16 protein-coding genes, 4 tRNA genes and 1 pseudogene are annotated in these 20,130 nt (G+C 68.8%); 19 read left to right on the top strand and 2 right to left on the bottom strand.

Annotated features, from left to right (window positions below):
• Positions 1–153: 153 nt before the first annotated feature.
• The 18 genes and pseudogenes from pal (at position 154) to ACFJIX_RS30190 (ending at position 18,025) form a co-directional block, all read left to right on the top strand.
• Positions 154–687, top strand: coding sequence for a peptidoglycan-associated lipoprotein Pal (pal, locus tag ACFJIX_RS30275; protein WP_377156631.1), 534 nt, complete (start codon positions 154–156; stop codon positions 685–687).
• A 9-nt stretch (positions 688–696) separates the two neighbouring features.
• Positions 697–1,506: a tol-pal system protein YbgF gene (ybgF, locus tag ACFJIX_RS30270; protein ID WP_377156630.1), complete on the top strand. Its 810-nt coding sequence runs from the start codon at positions 697–699 to the stop codon at positions 1,504–1,506.
• Positions 1,507–1,554: 48 nt separating this feature from the next.
• Positions 1,555–2,367 carry a ThiF family adenylyltransferase gene (locus ACFJIX_RS30265; protein ID WP_377156628.1) on the top strand — a complete coding sequence of 271 codons (813 nt, stop codon included), beginning with the start codon at positions 1,555–1,557 and terminating at the stop codon, positions 2,365–2,367.
• A 100-nt stretch (positions 2,368–2,467) separates the two neighbouring features.
• Positions 2,468–2,543: transfer RNA gene (locus ACFJIX_RS30260), tRNA-Lys, on the top strand.
• A gap of 34 nt (positions 2,544–2,577) precedes the next feature.
• Positions 2,578–2,653, top strand: a tRNA-Lys gene (locus ACFJIX_RS30255).
• A 177-nt stretch (positions 2,654–2,830) separates the two neighbouring features.
• A tRNA-Lys gene (locus ACFJIX_RS30250) sits at positions 2,831–2,906 on the top strand.
• A gap of 170 nt (positions 2,907–3,076) precedes the next feature.
• Positions 3,077–4,180, top strand: a complete 1,104-nt coding sequence (apbC, locus tag ACFJIX_RS30245) for an iron-sulfur cluster carrier protein ApbC (protein WP_377156627.1) — start codon at positions 3,077–3,079, stop codon at positions 4,178–4,180.
• A 345-nt stretch (positions 4,181–4,525) separates the two neighbouring features.
• Positions 4,526–7,594, top strand: coding sequence for a formate dehydrogenase-N subunit alpha (gene fdnG, locus ACFJIX_RS30240; RefSeq protein WP_377156626.1), 3,069 nt, complete (start codon positions 4,526–4,528; stop codon positions 7,592–7,594).
• 12 nt (positions 7,595–7,606) lie between these two features.
• A pseudogene (gene fdxH / locus ACFJIX_RS30235) lies at positions 7,607–8,500 on the top strand (formate dehydrogenase subunit beta); the annotation flags it as partial.
• Between the two features lie 105 nt (positions 8,501–8,605).
• On the top strand, positions 8,606–9,226 hold the full coding sequence (locus ACFJIX_RS30230) for a formate dehydrogenase subunit gamma (RefSeq protein WP_377162058.1): 621 nt from the start codon (positions 8,606–8,608) through the stop codon (positions 9,224–9,226).
• Positions 9,223–10,230 (top strand): formate dehydrogenase accessory protein FdhE, encoded by a 1,008-nt coding sequence (fdhE, locus tag ACFJIX_RS30225; RefSeq protein ID WP_377156624.1) that lies wholly within the window; start codon positions 9,223–9,225, stop codon positions 10,228–10,230. Before ACFJIX_RS30230 ends, fdhE begins: the two co-directional genes overlap by 4 nt.
• Positions 10,231–10,232: 2 nt before the next feature.
• The gene (selA, locus tag ACFJIX_RS30220; RefSeq protein ID WP_377156623.1) at positions 10,233–11,771 is read left to right on the top strand and encodes an L-seryl-tRNA(Sec) selenium transferase; all 1,539 of its coding nucleotides are present in this window, start codon (positions 10,233–10,235) and stop codon (positions 11,769–11,771) included.
• Entirely contained in the window at positions 11,768–13,762 is a 1,995-nt protein-coding gene (selB, locus tag ACFJIX_RS30215; RefSeq protein WP_377156621.1) for a selenocysteine-specific translation elongation factor, read from the top strand. The genes selA and selB overlap by 4 nt, the downstream gene beginning before the upstream one ends.
• Positions 13,763–13,778: 16 nt before the next feature.
• Positions 13,779–13,874, top strand: a tRNA-Sec gene (locus ACFJIX_RS30210).
• A gap of 185 nt (positions 13,875–14,059) precedes the next feature.
• A complete protein-coding gene (locus ACFJIX_RS30205; protein ID WP_377156619.1) occupies positions 14,060–14,947 on the top strand; it encodes a putative selenate ABC transporter substrate-binding protein in 888 nt (295 codons plus the stop codon).
• Positions 14,948–14,962: 15 nt separating this feature from the next.
• Positions 14,963–15,778 (top strand): phosphonate ABC transporter ATP-binding protein, encoded by an 816-nt coding sequence (locus ACFJIX_RS30200; RefSeq protein ID WP_377156617.1) that lies wholly within the window; start codon positions 14,963–14,965, stop codon positions 15,776–15,778.
• Positions 15,775–17,409, top strand: a complete 1,635-nt coding sequence (phnE, locus tag ACFJIX_RS30195; protein ID WP_377156616.1) for a phosphonate ABC transporter, permease protein PhnE — start codon at positions 15,775–15,777, stop codon at positions 17,407–17,409. Before ACFJIX_RS30200 ends, phnE begins: the two co-directional genes overlap by 4 nt.
• Positions 17,410–17,446: 37 nt before the next feature.
• Positions 17,447–18,025 carry a nitroreductase gene (locus ACFJIX_RS30190; RefSeq protein WP_377156614.1) on the top strand — a complete coding sequence of 193 codons (579 nt, stop codon included), beginning with the start codon at positions 17,447–17,449 and terminating at the stop codon, positions 18,023–18,025.
• A gap of 3 nt (positions 18,026–18,028) precedes the next feature.
• Here the strand turns inward: ACFJIX_RS30190 and ACFJIX_RS30185 are convergent, their stop codons facing one another.
• A complete protein-coding gene (locus ACFJIX_RS30185; protein WP_377156613.1) occupies positions 18,029–18,457 on the bottom strand; it encodes a CBS domain-containing protein in 429 nt (142 codons plus the stop codon).
• Between the two features lie 166 nt (positions 18,458–18,623).
• On the bottom strand, positions 18,624–19,154 hold the full coding sequence (locus ACFJIX_RS30180) for a DUF962 domain-containing protein (RefSeq protein ID WP_377156611.1): 531 nt from the start codon (positions 19,152–19,154) through the stop codon (positions 18,624–18,626).
• Between the two features lie 190 nt (positions 19,155–19,344).
• Here ACFJIX_RS30180 and ACFJIX_RS30175 point away from each other — a divergent pair, with 190 nt between their 5' ends.
• Positions 19,345–20,109, top strand: a complete 765-nt coding sequence (locus tag ACFJIX_RS30175) for a hypothetical protein (protein ID WP_377156610.1) — start codon at positions 19,345–19,347, stop codon at positions 20,107–20,109.
• The last annotated feature ends 21 nt before the right edge of the window (positions 20,110–20,130 follow it).

The following is a 20,130-nucleotide window of genomic DNA, read 5'->3' as shown; positions in this document are numbered from 1 at the left end:
ATTCGACGACCCCTCCGCGCCGGCATGCCGGCCCCACGGATGTGTTAGCCGATGATTCACAATTGCTGTTCCCCGCGGCTTCACCGGCGGCGCTGTCCACCGCCATGTCCAGACCGTAACTCCCGCCCGCTTGACCTCTAGGAGCGTATGCCCATGAAACTCGAAAAACTGATGCTTGGCCTGGTGGCCGCGGCAGCCCTGTCCGCCTGCAGCTCGACCAAGCTGGATGAACCGGCCCCGGTCGAGAACAAGACCCCGGTCGTGACGCAGCCGAGCGGCCCGCAGGTCGACCCGAACGCCAACGCGCAACGCAAGGTCGAGACCGTCGACCTGGGCGCCCAGCTGGACGCCGCCGTGTCCAACCAGCGCGTCGTGTTCTTCGACTTCGACAGCTTCGTCGTCAAGGACGAGTACCGCAGCCTGATCGAGAACCACGCCAAGCGCCTGAACAACAAGAAGGCGCTGCAGCTGAGCCTCGAAGGCCACGCCGACGAGCGCGGCGGCCGCGAATACAACCTGGCCCTGGGCCAGAAGCGTGCCGAAGCCGTCGCCAAGTCGCTGACGCTGCTGGGCGTGTCCTCGGGCCAGGTCGAGGCGGTGAGCTTCGGCAAGGAACGTCCGACCGACACCGGCCACAACGAAGAGGCGTGGGCCAAGAACCGTCGCGTCGAACTGCGCGACAAGTGATCCGGTGACATGAGCATGCTGCGATTCCATCGTTCCTTCCCCTTCGCGCCGGTGTCGGCGGCCAAGGCCGCGCTGATCGGCGTGCTGATGGCGCTGAGCGCCGCCGGCCCCGCGCGGGCGGCGCTGTTCGAGGACGACGAGGCCCGCAAGGCCATCCTCGACCTGCGGACCAAGATGGCGCAGAACGAGGACGCGCAGCGTGCCCGTGTCACGGAGCTGCAGGGCCAGCTCGAGACCGCGCGACGCGGTCTGCTGGACCTGTCCGGACAGATCGAGGCGCTGAAGTCGGACCTGGCCAAGATGCGCGGCCAGAACGAACAGCTGGCGCGCGACCTGTCCGAAACCCAGCGCAAGGTGGCCGACCAGTCGGCCACGCTCGACAACCGGCTGCGCCCGCTGGAGCCGCAGAAGGTGTCGCTGGACGGCAAGGAATTCCAGGCCGATCCGGAAGAGAAGCGCCAGTTCGATGCCGCGATGGGCCTGATCCGCCGCGGCGACTTCAACGAGGCGGTGTCCGCCTTCACGTCCTTCCTGCAGCGTTTCCCGGCGAGCGGTTTCTCCGACTCGGTGCGCTTCTGGCTGGGCAACGCGCAATACGGCAAGCGCGACTACAAGGGCGCGATCGCGACCTTCAAGGCCTTCGTCGCCGCGAATCCGGACCATCCGCGCGCGGCCGAGAGCCTGCTGGCGATCGCCAACTGCCAGATCGAGCTCAAGGACACCAAGAGCGCCCGCAAGACGCTGGAAGACCTGCAGAAGGCCTACCCCGGCAGCGAGGCCGCGAAGGCCGCCAAGGAACGCGCGGCGGGACTGCGCTGAACCGCTGCTTGCCGACCTGCTGAGGACGCGCTCCGGCGCGCAACGATCTTGAGTCTGGAGACCGGGCACGGCCCCCTCGATCTGGAAGCGGACGCGGAGCGCCGCTTCGGCGGTCTGCGCCGTCTGCACGGTGAGCGGGACTACGCGCGGCTGCGCGCGGCGCGTTTCTGCGTCGTGGGGCTGGGCGGCGTGGGCTCCTGGGTCGTCGAGGCGCTGGCCCGCATGGGGGTGGCGCGACTGGTGCTGGTCGACCTCGACCATGTCGCCGAATCCAACATCAACCGCCAGGTGCAGGCGCTCGGCAGCACGCTGGGCATGGCCAAGGCGGAAGCGCTGAAGCAGCGCATCGCGGACATCCACCCGGGCTGCGAGGTCGTCACCATCGAGGACTTCGTCGACGACAAGAACTGGCCCTCGCTGCTCGGCGACGTGCAGGTCGACGGCATCGTCGATGCCTGCGACCAGGTCCGCGCCAAGGCGCAGATCGCGGCGTGGGCGAGGGCGCTCAAGCTCCCCCAGATCTGCATCGGCGCCGCCGGCGGCAAGCACCGGCCGCAGGACGTCGAGATCCTGGACCTGTCCGAGACCACCCATGATCCGCTGCTGGCCAACCTGCGTCAGCGGCTGCGCAAGTTCCACGCCGCGCCGCGCCAGGGCGCGATGGGCGTGACCTGCGTGTTCTCGCGAGAGCCGGTGACGCGGCCGGAAGGCGTCGATGCCTGCGACCTGGATGGCAACCTGAATTGCCATGGGTATGGATCGAGTGTCGCGGTCACTGCCGGCTTCGGCATGGTCGCGGCGGCGGAGCTGGTGAAACGGTATCTGAAGGCGCTTGCGCGACCACAAAAAACCGTCCTATAATGTGAGGCTCTGCTGAGGGGCGAACACCTCGAAGCGATGCAGCGGAGGTCGGGGCAACTCGGCTTTCACTGCTTGAAGCAGGCTTAGGCGTGCAGGCTTCGGGTCGTTAGCTCAGTCGGTAGAGCAGCGGACTTTTAATCCGTTGGTCGCAGGTTCGAATCCTGCACGACCCACCATCGTTTCAGATGGCAGTCAGTTGATTGTTCTCGGGGGCTCTTAGCTCAGTTGGTAGAGCAGCGGACTCTTAATCCGTTGGTCGAAGGTTCGAATCCTTCAGGGCCCACCAACCGATCCTTGTCGGATCGTCAGAGTGAAGGACGCGCAGGATGTTGCGTGCGATTCACGGACGACGAGACGATGTCAGAGGGGATTCGGTGTGACGAGGACAAAATATCTGACATAATCTCGGCTTCGCAAGTTTCGATAGAAACCTGCAGGACGACAAGAAGACAAAGAGAATTTCGGGCTCTTAGCTCAGTTGGTAGAGCAGCGGACTCTTAATCCGTTGGTCGAAGGTTCGAATCCTTCAGGGCCCACCAGAACAAAGGGGTTGCAGCAGCGCTGCAACCCCTTTTTCCATTTCTGCGCCGGATGTGCCCGGAAAGTGCGCCGGAAACTGATTCCGGCATCCGCCTTCGAGTATCGGGTTTTGGCCGCTCGGCTAGACTGCCCGTCGACATTCCTCTGATCGCCACGATCACCTTCGCCCATGTCCCAAGCTCCCCAGATTCAAGAAGCGCCGCTGCTGCAGGCCCTGCAGCAGGTCGTCGATCCCAACACCGGTCGCGATTTCGTCTCCACGAAGCAACTCCGCAACCTCAAGGTGCAGGGCGACGCGGTCAGCTTCGACGTCGAGCTGGGCTATCCCGCCGCCAGCCAGATCGATGCGCTGCGCGCGGCGCTGGTCGAGGCGGCGCGGTCGGTGCCGGGCGTCGGCAACGTCAGCGTCGGCTTGACGACCAGGATCACCGCCCACGCCGTCCAGCGCGGCGTGCAACTGCTGCCGGGGGTGAAGAACATCATCGCGGTGGCGTCCGGCAAGGGTGGCGTCGGCAAGAGCACGACGGCCGCCAACCTGGCGCTGGCGCTCTCGGCCGAAGGCGCGACCGTCGGCCTGCTCGATGCGGACATCTACGGCCCCAGCCTGCCGCTGATGCTGGGCATCCACGGGCGTCCGGAGAGCACCGACGGCCAGACGATGGAGCCGCTGGAATCGCACGGCCTGCAACTGATGTCGATCGGTTTCCTGGTCGAGGACGACCAGGCGATGGTCTGGCGCGGTCCGATGGCGACGCAGGCGCTGGATCAGCTGCTGCGCCAGACGCGCTGGCGCGATCTGGACTACCTCGTGATCGACATGCCGCCGGGCACCGGCGACATCCAGCTGACCTTGTCGCAGCGCGTGCCGGTGAGCGGCTCGGTGATCGTGACCACGCCGCAGGACATCGCGCTGATCGATGCGAAGAAGGGCCTGAAGATGTTCGAGAAGGTCGGCGTGCCGATCCTGGGCATCGTCGAGAACATGGCCATCCACATCTGCAGCCAGTGCGGCCATGCCGAGCACATCTTCGGCAGCGGCGGTGGCCAGCGCATGGCGGACCAGTACTCGCAGGAGCTGCTCGGCTCCCTGCCGCTGGCCCTGTCGATCCGCGAGCAGGCCGACAGCGGCAAGCCGACGGTCGTCGCGGAGCCCGACGGCCCGCACGCCCAGGCCTACAAGCAGATCGCGCGCAAGATCGCGGTGAAGCTGGCCGGCCAGGCCAAGGACTACTCATCGAAATTCCCGACGATCACCATCTCGAAAAACACCTGACCCCACCGCCCGCGGCGGTCCCTCCACGCCGTGCTGCACTGCAACGGGAGCCGCGCAGGCCGGTGCCCCTCGGAGCGAATTCCGAGCGGCGAGGAGGAGATTGAGCGCAGAGGGGCACCGGCCTGCGCGGCGGGCCGCTCGGTCGCTGCAACGCACAAACCGGACCGTCAGAAAATCCCATCGCCTATCGCGGTGCGCCCTGCGGTTCTCCCTCGCGTCAGAGGGTGAGTCCCCATTGGACAAAGCGGGAGCTTTGTGCCGAAATGCTCGAACGGGCCGCGTGACGGCCGTGCATTTCACCCAGGTCGGCCTTCGTGAGCGGAGGCCGAGCCCAGGAGGCACAAGATGGACATGAACCGGAGGCACTTCTTCCGGGTGAGCGGGGCGGCCGTGATGGGCTCGAGCCTCGTGGCGTTGGGGTTCTCTCCGACTGCCGCACTGGCCGAGACGCGCCAGTTCAAGCTCGCCCGGGCGACCGAGACCCGCAACACCTGCCCCTACTGCTCGGTCGGTTGCGGGATCATCATGTACTCGCTCGGGGACAAGGCGAAGAACGTCAGTTCCGAGATCATCCACATCGAGGGCGACCCCGATCATCCGGTCAATCGCGGCACCTTGTGCCCGAAGGGCGCGGGCCTGCTGGACTTCGTCCACAGCCCCAACCGGCTGAAGTACCCGGAGATCCGCGAGGCCGGCGCCAAGGAGTGGAAGCGCGTCAGCTGGGACGAGGCGATGAACCGCTTCGTGAAGCTGCTCAAGGCCGACCGCGACGCCAACTTCATCGCCAGCAACGCCGACGGGAAGACGGTCAACCGCTGGCTCTCGACCGGCATGATCTGCGCTTCGGCATCCTCGAACGAGTCGGGCTACATCACCCACAAGGCGATGCGCTCGACGGGGATGCTCGCGTTCGACAACCAGGCTCGCGTTTGACACGGACCGACGGTGGCCAGTCTGGCCCCGACGTTCGGACGCGGCGCGATGACCAACCACTGGGTGGACATCAAGAACGCCGATCTCGTGCTGATCATGGGCGGCAATGCCGCCGAGGCGCATCCCTGCGGCTTCAAGTGGGTGATCGAGGCCAAGCATCACAACAAGGCCCGGCTGATCGTCGTCGACCCGCGCTTCACGCGCTCGGCCGCGATGAGCGACTACTACGCGCCGATCCGCGCGGGGTCCGACATCGCCTTCCTGGGCGGCGTCATCCACTACCTGCTGAGCAACAACAAGATCCAGACCGAGTACGTCCGGCACTACACGAACGCCCCGTTCATCGTCGGTGAGGGCTACAAGTTCGAGGATGGCATCTTCTCGGGCTACGACGAGGCCAAGCGCGCCTACAGCAACGCGTCGTGGGCCTACGAGATGGACGAGAAGGGCTTCGCCAAGGTCGACATGACGATGCAGCACCCGCGCTGCGTGCTCAACGTCATGAAGCAGCATTTCTCGCGCTACACGCCCGAGAAGGTCAGCGAGATCACCGGCACGCCCAAGGACCGGTTCGTCGAGATCTGCCGCCAGATCGGCGAGACCTCGGCCCCCGGCAAGGTGATGACGATCCTGTACGCCCTGGGCTGGACGCAGCACAGCCAGGGCTCGCAGATCATCCGCACCGGCGCGCTGGTGCAGCTGCTGCTGGGCAACATCGGTCAGCCCGGCGGCGGCATGAACGCGCTGCGCGGCCACAGCAACATCCAGGGCCTCACCGACCTGGGCCTGCTGTCGACCTCGCTGACGGGCTACATGTCGCTGGCCAAGGACTCGGAGCAGGACCTCGAGACCTACTACAAGACCCGCGCGCTCAAGCCGCTGCGTCCCAACCAGATGAGCTTCTGGCAGAACTATCCGAAGTTCTTCGTCAGCCAGCAGAAGGCGTGGTGGGGCAAGGCCGCGACCAAGGAGAACGACTGGGCCTACCACTACCTGCCGAAGTGGGACAAGGGCTACGACGTGCTGCAGGCCTTCGAGCTGATGCACCAGGGCAAGGTCAACGGCTACATCTGCCAGGGCTTCAACCCGGTGGGCTCCTTCCCCAACAAGAAGAAGGTGGTCGAGAGCCTGTCCAAGCTGAAGTTCCTCGCGATCATCGATCCGCTCAACACGGAGACCGCCGAGTTCTGGAAGAACTACGGCGAGCACAACGACGTGAAGACGGAAGAGATCCAGACCGTGGTGTTCCGCTTCCCGAGCACCTGCTTCGCGGAGGAGGACGGCTCGCTGACCAACTCCGGACGCTGGCTGCAGTGGCACTGGAAGGGCGCCGAGCCCCCGGGCGAGGCCAAGGGCGACGCGGAGATCATCGCGGAGATCTTCCTGCGCCTGCGCGCGCTGTACCAGAAGGACGGCGGTGCGTATCCGGATCCGATCGTCAACCTGAGCTGGCCGTACAAGATCCCGCACAGCCCCTCCGCCGAGGAGTTGGCGATGGAGTTCAACGGCAAGGCGCTGGCCGACGTGACCGATCCGAAGGATCCGACCAAGGTCCTGGCGAAGGCGGGCGAGCAGCTCTCCGGCTTCGGCCTGCTGCGCGACGACGGCACGACCTCCAGCGGCTGCTGGATCTACGCCGGCGCGTGGACGCAGGCGGGCAACCAGATGGCCCGGCGCGACAACAGCGACCCGTGGGGCATCGGCCAGACGCTGAACTGGGCCTGGGCCTGGCCGGCGAACCGGCGCGTGCTCTACAACGCCGCGTCCTGCGACCCGAGCGGCAAGCCGTGGAATCCGAAGCGGCGACTGATCAGCTACACCGACAAATGGGGCGGCTCCGACGTGCCGGACATCCGGCCGGACGCCAACCCCAATGACGAGGACGCGGTGCGGCCCTTCATCATGACCGCCGAGGGCGTGGCGCGCCTGTTCGCGCCCAGCGGCATGGTCGACGGCCCGCTGCCGGAGCACTACGAGCCCTTCGAGTCGCCGCTGACGGTCAACCCGATGCACCCGACCAACGCCAAGGCGATGAACAACCCGGCCGGCCGGGTGTTCAAGGCCGACCGCGAGCAGTTCGGCAAGCCGGACAAGTTCCCGTACGTGGCGACCAGCTACCGGCTCACCGAGCACTTCCACTACTGGACCAAGAACGTGCGCACGAGCGCGATCATCCAGCCGCAGCAGTTCGTGGAGATCGGCGAGGAACTCGCGAAGGAGAAGGGCATCGGCAACGGCGACCAGGTGAAGGTCAGTTCCAACCGCGGCTTCATCAAGGCCGTGGCGGTGGTGACCAAGCGCGTGGCATCGCTCGATGTCGGCGGCAAGCGGGTCCACACCGTGGGCCTGCCGAATCACTGGGGCTTCGTCGGCGTGGCCAAGCCCGGTTATCTGGTCAATACGCTGACCCCGTTCGTGGGCGACGCCAACACCCAGACGCCGGAGTTCAAGAGCTTCACCGTCAACATCGAGAAAGCTTGAGGAGCCTCAGCCATGTCTTCATTGCAATCCCTCGACATCGCCAAGCGCTCCGCGACGACGCTGCCCAGCCCCGACGCGCGGCGCACGACGACGGAAGTCGCCAAGCTGATCGACGTCTCCTCGTGCATCGGCTGCAAGGCCTGCCAGGTCGCCTGCATGCAGTGGAACGACCTGCGCGACGACGTCGGCGAAACCCATGGCACCTACGACAACCCGCGCGACCTGACCCCGCAGTCGTGGACGGTGATGCGTTTCTCGGAAGTGGAAGTCGTCGAGAACAAGCTGGAGTGGCTGATCCGCAAGGACGGCTGCATGCACTGCGAGGACCCCGGCTGCCTGAAGGCCTGCCCCGCGCCGGGCGCGATCGTGAAGTACCAGAACGGCATCGTCGACTTCATCTCCGAGCACTGCGTCGGCTGCGGCAACTGCGTGACCGGCTGTCCGTTCGACGTGCCGCGCATCAGCAAGGCCGACAACAAGGCCTACAAGTGCAGCCTGTGCTCGGACCGCGTCGGCGTGGGCCTGGAACCCGCCTGCGTGAAGGCCTGCCCGACGGGGGCGATCCGTTTCGGCTCGAAGGAGGACATGCACGAGTTCGCCGCCGAACGCATCGTCGACCTGAAGGAGCGCGGCTACCAGAACGCCGGTGTGTACGACCCGCAGGGCGTCGGCGGCACGCACGTGATGTACGTGCTGCAGCATGCGGACCAGCCGACGCTCTATCACGGGCTGCCGAAGGATCCGCAGATCAGTCCGCTGGTGTCCTTGTGGAAGGGCGCGGCCAAGCCGCTGGCCGTCGCCGCGATGGTCGGCGCGGCGGTGGCGGGCTTCTTCCACTACATGAAGGTCGGCCCGCAGAAGACGGAGCACGACGAGCCGGATCCCGAAGAGGAACTGGCCTACGAACGCGCCAAGCATGGCGAAGGCCCCGACGGCGCGCCGGGCGGTGAGCCGCGGCGTTCGACGTACACCCCCGCCCAGCGGCGGCCTCTGACCCACCGGGAGCTCACCATGTTGCTGCAACGCTATCGCGACAGCCAGCGGCTCAACCACTGGCTCATCGTGCTGCTGTTCCTGTGCGCCGGGCTCTCGGGCCTGGCCTTCTTCCACCCGAGCCTCTACTTCCTCAGCAATCTCTTCGGCGGCGGGCCGTGGACGCGCGTGCTGCATCCCTACCTGGGCGTGGGCATGGTGATCGCCTTCGCCTTCCTCGCGGTGCGGATGTGGCGCGACAACCTCTGGATCGGCGCCGACACGCAATGGATGCGGCAGAGCCCCGCCATGATCACCGGCGCCGGCAAGGAGGGCGTCCAGCCCGCGGCCAAGTACAACGCCGGCCAGAAGATCGTGTTCTGGGTGATGGTCGTGACGCTGATCCTCCTGCTGGTCACCGGCTTCATGTTCTGGCACGCCTGGTTCCCGGAAGGCAACATCATGTTGCGTCGCATCGCGGTGCTGCTGCACTCGGTATCGGCGACGATCCTGATCCTGACAATCATCATCCATGTCTACGCGGCAATCTGGGTCAAGGGCTCGTTCCGGGCGATGACCCGTGGTACGGTCACCGACACCTGGGCCGCGCACCATCACCCGCTGTGGCACAAGGAAGCGAAGGAGCGGCCCCGCGCATGACATCCCCCAGCCCCGTCCGGGTCATGACCCCGGAAGAGATCGCGGTCAACGCCGGCGCACGCGCCGCGCCGGTGAAGGTGCCGGAGCCCGGCCTCTTCGCCGAGCGCGCGCTGCGCCTGCGCCAATTGGCCGAGGGGCATGCGATGCGGGACTACCTGCTGTTCGTGGCCGAGCTGGCGCAGGCGCAGCATGAGCGCTTCCGGCGCGCCGAGCCGATGAAGCTGCTGGACGAGGTGCTGGTCAACAGCGCGATGGTCGGTGGCTTGCCGCCGCTCGACGTGACGACCTTCCGGCGTGATCCGGTGTGGCGCGAGGAACTCCGCGCACTGCTGCGCGCGATGGCGACGGCGGCGATCCCCGATCCGGCGAAGGCGCTGGTGACGCAGTTGGGCGAAGCCGACGACGACTGGCTGGAGCAGCAGGCGGGCGCCTTGCTCGCCGGCGGCGCGCCGGGCCTGGACCCGGCGGCGGCGCCGCTGATCGCCGCGGCCTTGCAGGTGTACTGGGCGCGGCTCGTCGTGCAGCTGCAGGCGCGCTACGACGGCAGCGACCAGGGCGAGCACGTCGCCCCCTTCGGCATGATCGACGATCCGACGGTCTGTCCGTGCTGCGGCTCGCGACCGGTGGCCTCGATCACGCGCATCGCGGCGGAACAGTCCGGGCAGCGCTTCCTGGCCTGCTCGCTGTGCGGCGCGCAGTGGCACTACGTGCGCATCAAGTGCACGCATTGCCAGGGCACGAAGGGCATCACCTTCCAGAGCCTCGTCGACGCCGACGGCAACAAGTCCGAGGCCGTCGCGGCCGAGTGCTGCGAGACCTGCGGGCACTACCTCAAGCAGGTCCACATGGAAAAGGACCTGCAGGTCGAGCCGCTGGCCGACGACCTGGCGACGCTGACGCTCGATCTGCTGGTCGGCGAACTCGGCCTCGTGAGGCAGGGGTTCAACCCGCTGCTGATCCTCGGCGAGGCCGAGGCGCCTCCTCCGGACCCCGGAGGACACTGAGCATGAAGCCCGAGGCATCCATGGTTCATGGTCCGACGGCAGGCTCCCCGGTCAGCAGTCAGGACCCAGCCGCGCCCGACGATCGCCCTGTTCCCTCGCGCGGGCAGGCCGCGCCGCGCGCCGCGGCCGCGGCCCCGAAGGACCTTCCCTCCGTTGATCGTCTGCTGCGCGATCCGGCGGTCACGCACCTGATGGCGCGACACGGTCACGCCTTCGTCGCCGCGCAGGCGCGACACCTGCTCGAATCGTGGCGCCAGCGCGCGCTGGCGGGCACGCTGCCGGCAGAGGAACTTCAGCGCCTGACGTCCGAGCTCGAGCGCCTGTGCGTCGAGCGCCTCGCGCCGCGCATGCGCCGCGTGATCAATCTCACCGGCACGGTGCTGCACACCAACCTGGGCCGCGCGCTGCTGGCCGACGAGGCGCTGCGCCATGTGCTGAGCTGCATGAGCTCGCCCAACAACCTGGAGTTCGACCTTGCGCGCGGTGAGCGCGGCGACCGCGACAGCCTCGTCGAATCGCTGCTGTGCGACATCACCGGCGCCGAGGCGGCGACGGTCGTCAACAACAACGCCGCCGCGGTGCTGCTGGGCATCGCCGCGCTGGCCGGCGGCCAGGAGGTCGTCGTGTCGCGCGGCGAGCTGGTCGAGATCGGCGGCGCGTTCCGCATGCCCGACGTGATGGCGGCGGCGGGGGCGCGGCTGGTGGAGGTCGGCACGACCAACCGCACGCATGCGCGGGACTATCAGTCCGCGATCGGTCCGGACACCGCGCTGCTGTTGAAGGTCCACACCAGCAACTACGCGATCCAGGGCTTCACGTCGTCGGTGAGCGAGGCCGAACTCGCCCCGATCGCCAAGGCCGCGGGCGTGCCGCTGATGACGGACCTGGGCAGCGGCTCGCTGGTCGACCTGGCGCAATGGGGCCTGCCGGCCGAGCCGCTGCCTCAGGCGATGCTGGCCGACGGCTGCGACATCGTGACCTTCAGCGGCGACAAGCTGCTGGGCGGGCCGCAGGCCGGTCTGATCGTCGGTCGCAAGGACCTGGTGCAGAAGATCCGCAAGTTCCCGATGAAGCGCGCGTTGCGCCTGTCCAAGCTGCCGATGGCCGCGCTGGAGGCGACGCTGCGGCTGTACCTGCAGCCGGACCGGCTGACGCAGGACCTGCCGACGCTGCGGCTGCTGACGCGGCCGGTGGGCCAGATCGAGGCGCAGGCGCAGCGGCTGCTGGCCCGCGTCGAGGACGCCGTCGCGCCCCGCTTCGACGCGCGCGTCAGCGCGATGCGCGGGCAGATCGGCTCGGGCTCGTTGCCGGTGGAGACGTTGCCGTCGGCGGGGCTGGTGTTGACGCCGCGGCTGCCCGGCAAGCGGGGAATCGGGCGCGCGCTCGACGACCTGCTCACGGCCCTGCGCGGGTTGCCGCTGCCCGTGATCGCGCGCGTGCAGGCCGATGAACTCTGGATGGACCTGCGCTGCCTGGACGAGGCGCGCGAGGAGCCCGACTTCCTCGAGCAGCTCGCGCAGCTGAAGGAGGCGCTCGCGTGATCGTCGGAACCGCCGGCCACATCGACCACGGCAAGACGACGCTGGTGAAGGCGCTGACCGGCGTCGACACGGATCGGCTGCCCGAGGAGAAGCGGCGCGGCATCAGCATCACGCTCGGTTATGCGTTCCTGGACGCGAGCGAGGGCCCGCGCATCGGTTTTGTCGATGTCCCGGGACACGAGCGCCTCGTGCACACGATGCTGTCCGGCGCGACCGGCATCGACCACGCGCTGCTGCTGGTGGCCGCCGACGACGGCGTGATGCCGCAGACCCGCGAGCACCTGGCGCTGCTGTCGCTGCTGGGGATCGCGCGCGGGACGATCGCGCTGACGAAGTGCGACCGCGTGGACATCGCGACGCGCGCGCAGCGGCGCGAGGAGATCCGCGCGCTGGTGGCCGGTACGCCGCTGGCGGACGCACCGGTCTTCGAGGTTGCCGCGACCGCGGGCGAGGGCGTGCGCGCGTTGCGCGAGCACCTGATCGCCGAGACGAAGGCGCTGCCGCCGCACGAGGTCGCGGGACAGGCCTTCCGGCTCGCGGTGGACCGCGTGTTCAGCCTGCCCGGTGTGGGCACGGTCTGCACCGGCACCGCGCATGCGGGCGAGGTAGCGGTCGGCGACGAACTCCTGCTGTTGCCGCCCGCGCCGGGACAGTCGCCGCGGCGCGGCCGCGTGCGCAGCCTGCATGCACAGAACGAGCCGGCGGAGCGCGCGTCGGCCGGACAACGCGTCGCCATCGGCCTTGCCGGTCTGGAGAAGGACGAGGTCGAGCGCGGCCAATGGCTGGCCGCGCCCGAGGTCGCGCAGTGGACGGACCGCCTCGATGCGCGGCTGCGGCTGTGGTCCGGGGAAGCCCGGGCGCTGCGCGGCGGCACGCCGGTGCATGTGCACGTCGGCGCGGAGCAGGTGACCGGAACGGTGGCGGTGCTGGGCGGCGTCGACGGTGAGGCGTTCGATGCGCTGCGGCCCGGTGGCGAAGGCTTCGTGCAGCTCGTGCTGCATCGACCGATCGGCGCCTGGGCCGGCGATCGCGTCGTGCTGCGCGACGCCTCGGCGACGCGCGCGCTCGCCGGCGGGGTCGTGCTCGATCCGCACGCGCCGGCACGTTATCGCCGCACGACGCAGCGGCTTGCGGAACTCGTCGCGCTGACGGCGGACTCGCCCGCGCAACGGCTGGCCGGCCTGCTGGCGCAGGCGCCGATGGGCGTCGATCTCGCGCGATTCGCCGCGGGGCAGGGCGTGGCCAGCGACGCGCGCGCGGCCCTGCTGGCGGCGGACAGTGCGTCGATGGTCGTGCCCGGCGCCGACGGACCGGCGTGGGCGCTCGGCGCCGCGCAGACGGCGCAGTGGGAGGGCGTCGCGCTGGCCAGGTTGGCGCGGTATCACGAGGAACAGCCCGAAGAGCTCGGCCCCGACCTCGCGCGCTGGCGGCGACTGGCCGCCCCACGCATGGCGGAGGCGCTGTGGCAGTCGCTCGTGCGGCGGATGGCGTCGGCCGGACAGGTGGCGATCAGCGGCGCGTCGGCGCATCTGCCGGCGCACGGCATCCAGCTGTCGGCGCTGGACGAGCGCCTCGCGCAGAAGGTGATGCCGCGGCTGCTGTCGGCGGGCTTCGAAGGCGCCTGGGCGCGCGACCTGGCCAAGGACGCGCACGAGCCCGAAGCGCTGGTGCGCACGACCCTGGCGCGCCTGTCGCAGCGGGGCGAGCTGTTCCAGGTCGTGAAGGACCTGTACTACGCGCCGACGGCGATCCATGAGCTGGCGCGCATCGCGCGGGCCTCGGCCCTCGGCGGCGACGTGAAGGCCGCGGTGTTCCGCGACCGCAGCGGCCTGGGGCGCAAGCGCGCGATCCAGGTGCTGGAGTTCTTCGACAAGGTCGGCGTGCTGCGGCGCGTCGGCGACGCGCACCGGCTGCGGACCGACAGCCGCCTGTTCATCGACGATCATGAGGGGGGCGGCGCCGCGCGCGTCGACGCCGTCGAGACCGCATGAACGCGCAACGATCAATGGAGAGACAACGATCCTGGTGGATCGGCCGGACTTCAAATCCGGTGGGTGATGCCACGCATCGCCGGGTGGGTTCGACTCCCACGTCTCTCCGCCAGCAACATCGGCTTGCCGGCTGCGCGACCCGATCTTGCGCCTGCGGTGCTCGCCGTACGGGCGTACGGCTGTGCGCCTCGGCGCAAGCTCGGGCCGCTCGCTTCGGCAATCCGATGTCGCTGGTTCTTGCGGCCGCCCTCGGGGCGGCAATTTCTTTGACTTCGACCGTTTCGACTGGAGCTTTCGATGCCTAGCCTTTTCCGACAAGTCAGCCGTGCGCTGCAGGGAATCGTCGCCACGTCGCTGATTGCGGCGGGCCTGTCCGGGCCCGCGATGGCGCAGACGCCGCAGGTGCTGCGCGTGACCGCCATCCCCGACGAATCGCCGACCGAGCTGGCCCGCAAGTTCGCGCCGCTCGGCAAGTACCTGGAGAAGGAACTCGGCGTGAAGGTCGAGTGGACGCCCGTCACCGACTACGCCGCCGCCGTCGAGGCCGTCGTCAACAAGAAGATCGACCTGGCCTGGTTCGGCGGCTTCACCTTCGTGCAGGCCAACGTGCGCTCGGGCGGCAGGATCGTCCCGCTGGTCCAGCGCGAGGAGGACGAGAAGTTCCGCTCCGTCTTCATCACCGACGCCAGGTCGGGCATCACGAAGCTCGAGGACCTCAAGGGCAAGACGCTCAGCTTCGGCTCCGCGTCGTCGACCTCGGGTCACCTGATGCCGCGCTCGTTCCTGCTGGCCGCGAAGATCAACCCCGACGCGGATCTGAAGCGCATCTCCTTCTCCGGCGCGCACGACGCCACCGTCGCCGCCGTGTCCTCGGGCAAGGTCGACGCCGGTGCGCTCAACATCTCCGTCTGGGAGAAGCTCGTCGCCGAGAAGAAGGTCGACGCCGCGGCCGTCAAGGTCTTCTTCACGACGCCGCCGTACTACGACTACAACTGGAGCGTCCACGCCGACATGCCGGCCGCGACGAAGGAGAAGCTCAAGGCCGCGTTCCTGAAGCTCAACCCGTCGACGCCGGAAGGCAAGGAGATCCTCGACCTGCAGCGCGCGACGAAGTTCGTGCCGACGCAGCCCGAGAACTACGCCGGCATCAAGGCCGCCGCCGAGAACGCCGGTCTGCTGAAGTGAGTTGAGACGATCGCGATGCCGCTGCTGGAACTGGACGGCCTGCACCTGAGGGCCGGGGCGCGCACGCTGGTCGAGCCGCTGACGCTGCGCATCGAGACCGGCGAGCAGGTCGCGTTGATCGGCGCGTCGGGCGCCGGCAAGACCTCGCTGCTGCACGCGATGGCGATGGCCCTGGCACCTGTGGGCGGGACCATGCGCCTGGCGGGGCAGGACGCCTGGGCCTTGGCGTCCCGCGATCGCCACTGGCTGCGTCGCGAGCTGATGCTGGCGCCGCAGCATCCGCCGCTGCCGCCGCGCCAGCGCGTGGTCACCGCGGTGCTGGCCGGGCAGTTGCCCGGCGCGTCGATGGCGCAGACCCTGCGCATGCTGTTCAACCCGACCGAGGCGCAGGCGCGGCTCGCCTTCGACGCGCTGGACCGTCTGGAGCTCGGCGATCGGCTCTGGTCGCGCGTCGATCAGCTCTCCGGCGGCGAGCGCCAGCGCGTCGCGGTTGCGCGGCTGCTGGTGTCGAAGGCGCGGCTCTGGCTCGCCGACGAGCCGCTGTCGGCGCTGGACCCGCAGCGCGCGCAGCGCGTGCTCGAGGTCCTGCGAGACACGGCCCGCGCCCAGGACCGCACGCTGGTCTGCAGCCTGCACCAGGTCGACCTGGCATGCCGGGTGTTTCCTCGCGTGATCGCGCTGCGCGAAGGGCGCCTCGTCTACGACGGCCCGCCGCGGGACCTCGGCGCGTGTCAACTGGACGAGATCTACGCCGACCTGCTGAACGAGCCGCCGCCTGTGGCGCAGGACACGTTGCCGCCGGCGTCGTTGCCACAGGCGATGTGTCGATGAGCGCCGCCGCCGCGGCCCCGTGGCGCCGCGATCCCGCCGCCACGCGACGACTCGGTCTGGCCGTCGGCCTGCTCGTGCTGCTGTGGCCCCTCCTTGTCTGGTGCGAGTTCCATCCTTGGGAACTGCTCGATGAACGCAGCCTGCGCGCGACGATGCGTTTCGGCGCGCAGTTCCTGACGCCGCGCCTGGATGCCGAGTTCCTGACGATGCTCGCCGCCGACACGTGGCGCACCGTGGCGATGGCGACGGTGGGGATGGCGCTCGCCTGGGTGATCGCCGTGCCGATGGCGCTGCTGGCGACGGCGCGGCTGTCGGTGTCCGCGGTGGCGGGTCGCATGGGCCCGGGGCCGGCGGCGCTGCGCGGGATCGTGCGCCTCGTGCTCATCGTGCTGCGCTCGGTCCCGGAGCTGGTCTGGGCGCTGATGCTGGTCCGCGTGATCGGCCTCGGCCCCGGCGCCGGCGTGCTGGCGATCGCGCTGTCCTATGGCGGGATGCTCGGCAAGGTCTACGCCGAGATCCTCGAAAGCGCCGACGCCGCGCCCACGCAGGCGCTGCTGCGCGGTGGCGCCGGACGTCTGCAGGCGCTGCTCTTCGGCACCTTGCCCGGTTGCGCTGACGAGCTCGTGAGCTACACCGTCTACCGCTGGGAATGCGCGATCCGGTCCTCGGTCGTGCTCGGTTTCGTCGGCGCCGGCGGGCTCGGCCAGCAGCTCGACAACGCGACCAAGATGTTCGCCGGCGCCGAGGTCGCGACCATCCTGCTCGTGTTCATCGCGCTCGTGGCGATGGCCGATCGGATCAGCGCTTGGCTGCGGCCAGCGCGTGAAGCCGGCCAGGGCGCGGAGGCGTCCCGTCGCGCCGCCCGGCCGTCTCCGCGATGGGGCGTGCGTGGGCTGCTCATCGGCCTGCTGATGCTGCTGGTCGCGAGCTTCGCGACGTTGCCGCTGCGCTGGGGTGAACTGCTGGGGGCGGGGGCGCTCGCTCAGATGGGCCGCTTCATCGCGGAGTTCTTTCCGCCGCAATGGGCGCCGGCCTTTCTCGGACGCGTCGGCCAGGGGGCGTTGGAGACGCTGGCGATGTCGGCGCTTGGCAGCGTCCTGGCGGCGGTGGCCGGGCTCGCGATCGCGCTGCTGGCCAGCCGGCCGCCGGGGCTGCTGCGCTGGACTTCGCGGCTGTTGCTGAACGTGCTGCGCAGCGTGCCGGAACTGGTCTGGGCGGCGATCCTGCTGGTCGCCGCCGGCCTGGGGCCGATGCCGGGCACGCTGGCGCTGGCGCTGCACACGACGGGCGTGCTCGGCCGCCTGATGGCCGAGGCGCTGGAGAACGCACCGCCGCAGACCGCCCAGGCCTTGCGCTGGGCGGGCGCGTCACGCTGGCAGGTCTTCGCGTTCGCGACGCTGCCGCAGGCGGCGCCGCAACTGCTCAGCTACACGCTGTACCGGTGGGAAAACAACATCCGCGCCGCGACGGTGCTGGGGGTGGTCGGGGCCGGCGGGCTCGGCCAGATGCTGAGCCTGCACCTCAGCCTGTTCCAGATGCGCGAGACTTGCACCGTGCTGCTGGCGATGCTGGCGCTGGTGATGCTGGTCGACGCCTGTTCCTACGCGGCGCGCCGGAAATTGAATCGTTGAAGAGAGACGTTGCCGAGCAACGTGGAAGTGAGCCGCCATGAACGACGAAGCCCTCAAGCTGCTGCTGACGCGTGCTTCGGTCGGGCCGAAGTACCTGATCGAACCCGGGCCCGACGACGGGCATCTGCGCCTGATGGTCGATGCCGCGCTGCACGCGCCCGATCACGCCGGGCTGGTGCCCTTCCGGTTCAAGGTCGTGCGCGGCGAGGCGAAGCGCTCGATGGCGGCGCTCTTCGTCGAGGCTGCACGCCGCGCGGGCAAGGACGCCGCCGGCCTGGCGATGGACGAGGAACGCGCGCTGCGGCCGCCGGTGACGGTGGCCGTCGTCGTGCGGCTGGACCTGGGGCATCCGCAGGTGCCGGCGCACGAGCAGTGGGCCTGCGTCGGTGGGGCGCTGACGAACTTCCTGAACGCCGCGCAGGCGCTCGGCTTCGGCGGAAAGATGCTCAGCGGCGCGAAGGCGCGCGATCCGGGTCTGATCGCCGCGTTCTGCGAGCCGGGCGAGACGCTGCTCGGCTGGATCGCGATGGGCACGCCGACGCCGTCGGACAAGCCGCCCAAGCCGCGCGCCGCCAAGGACGGCGCCGACCGCGCGTTGCAGTTCTGGGGCGGTTAGCCCCTAACCGTAGATGTAGCTCTGCAATTGAGCGATGGTCAGCTCATCGTCCGCGATGATGTTGTCCATCAGGTCCCTGATCGACAGCATGCCCACGACGGTCGATCCCTCGACCACCGGCAGGTGGCGGATCTTGCGCTGGCTCATGAGGCTCATGCACTCGCGGCACTCGGTGTCGGGCTTCACGACGAACACGTTGGCCGTCATGACCTCCTTGACCTGCGTGTTGCGCGAATCTCTGCCCTGCAGCGCGATCTTGCGGGTGTAGTCGCGCTCCGAGAAGATGCCGAGCAGCCGCTCGCCCTCCATCACCAGCAGCGCACCGACATCATGCTGCGCGAGCAGATGCAGCGCATCGAACACCGTCGCTTCCGGCGTGATGCGCCAGACGCTCGGGCCGCGGTTCTTCAACAGTTCGGACACCGGTTTCATGGGGCCTCCTGGCGGAATCCTGGCTGGGATCCTGACTTGAATCCTGGCCGGGACTTGGGCAAATCGCTGACGGATTCGGACGCCCCAAGATAAGCGCCTTGGCGGCGCGCCGCAAGCCCCATCAAGACCCGACCCCCAAAGGAGCGAGGTCGTCATGCCGCGAGGCTCAGGCAGGATGCGTCAAGTCGCGCAGATGGGTGGGACCGGCGCGGCGTTCGATCTCGGCGAGCAGGTCGCGGCCCCAGCCCATCGCGAAGAGCGCTTCGCCGACAACGAACATCGGCCCGACCAGCAACCCGATCAGGTCATCCACGAAGGCGGGCTTGCGCCCCTCGTAATAATGACCGACGAACTGGATGATCCATCCGACCAGGAAGCTGCCCAGTCCCCAGGCGAGCCAGCCGCCGACGGAACCCGCCGCCAGCGGATGTGCCAGCGCCATCAGCACCGCGTTGACGATCGCGGTGGACAGGCCGAGCACGAAGTTGCCGCGCGTCAGGTACCAGATCGTGGCGGCGCCCCAGACCACCCAGGCGGCGGACACGGTCCAGTCGGCGACGTGGAATTGCGCCCGCGCCAGCAGCACGCCGATCGCGAAGACGATCAGCGGAATGCCGACGAAGTGGGTGGCGATGTTGCGGCGGTCGCGGTGGTAGGCGGCGTACTGCGCCATCAGGTCGTTGGCTTGGCGTGCCATGGCAGTCCTCCGTGCGAGGTGTCGTCGTGATGTCGCAATGCTAGTGCGACCAGCTTGTTTGTGCCGTTCAGAATGCAGGTCTGACCACTCTTGGTTTACCCCTATGCAAGTGTTGACGCGGGCAAGCGAGGTGCCTCCGGTGTTGTGGACCCCGTGGACACGGGGGGCGGCCCACGCGGCGATCGTCGCTGTGGCGCTGGCGGTCGCAGGATGCGGCAGTGCACCAATCGGGGCGACAGCGGAGTCGACGACGGGCCGCAGTGCAGCCGCTGCATCGGCCACATCGACTGCATTGGGCGCGGCGCCGGGCGCTGAAGCGCCGCCGTCCTCATGCCCCACCTGGCTCGCGGCGCAGCAGCGCGGCGAGGGGCGGCTCTACCGCGTCGACGCCGCAGGCTCGCAGGTCCGGATCCACGTCTTCCGCGCCGGACGGCTCGCCAAGCTCGGCCACAACCATGTGCTCGGGGTCGAACGGCTCGACGGCCACGTCTTCCTGCCCGCCGACGGGATCGCGGGCGCAGGCGTCGAACTCGGGTTCCGCCTCGACGACATCGGCATCGACAAGCCCGAATGGCGCGCCAGCCTCGGCCCCGAATTCGCCAGCGTGCCCACGGCCTCCGATGTCGCCGGCACCCGGACCAACATGCTCCGCGCCATCGACGGCGAACGCTTCCCGGCGATCTCGATGCGCAGCTCGGCGGTGGGCGGTGCGTTCCCAGTGCTCGCAGTCAAGCTCGCGGTGCGATGGCACGGGCAGGTCCGCGAGATCGACGTGCCCGTGCGGGTCGCCCGACCTTCAGGGGATGCGCCGCTGCACGCCCAAGGCGCGCTCGTCCTGCGGCAGAGCGAGTTCGGTATCGCGCCGTTCTCCGTCTTCGGAGGGCTGCTCGCCATCCAGGATGAACTGACGGTCGACGTCGATGTGGCGGCTCGGCCTTCGGTGGCCTGCGATTGATGTCGCCTGCGGGAGGCCGGG

Origin of the sequence: Roseateles sp. UC29_93, from assembly GCF_042695725.1 — a bacterium.
GTDB classification, from domain to species: domain Bacteria; phylum Pseudomonadota; class Gammaproteobacteria; order Burkholderiales; family Burkholderiaceae_C; genus Roseateles; species Roseateles noduli_A.
The sequence above is the reverse complement of the archived record's forward strand: the minus strand, read 5'-3'. Positions and strand labels throughout refer to the sequence as shown.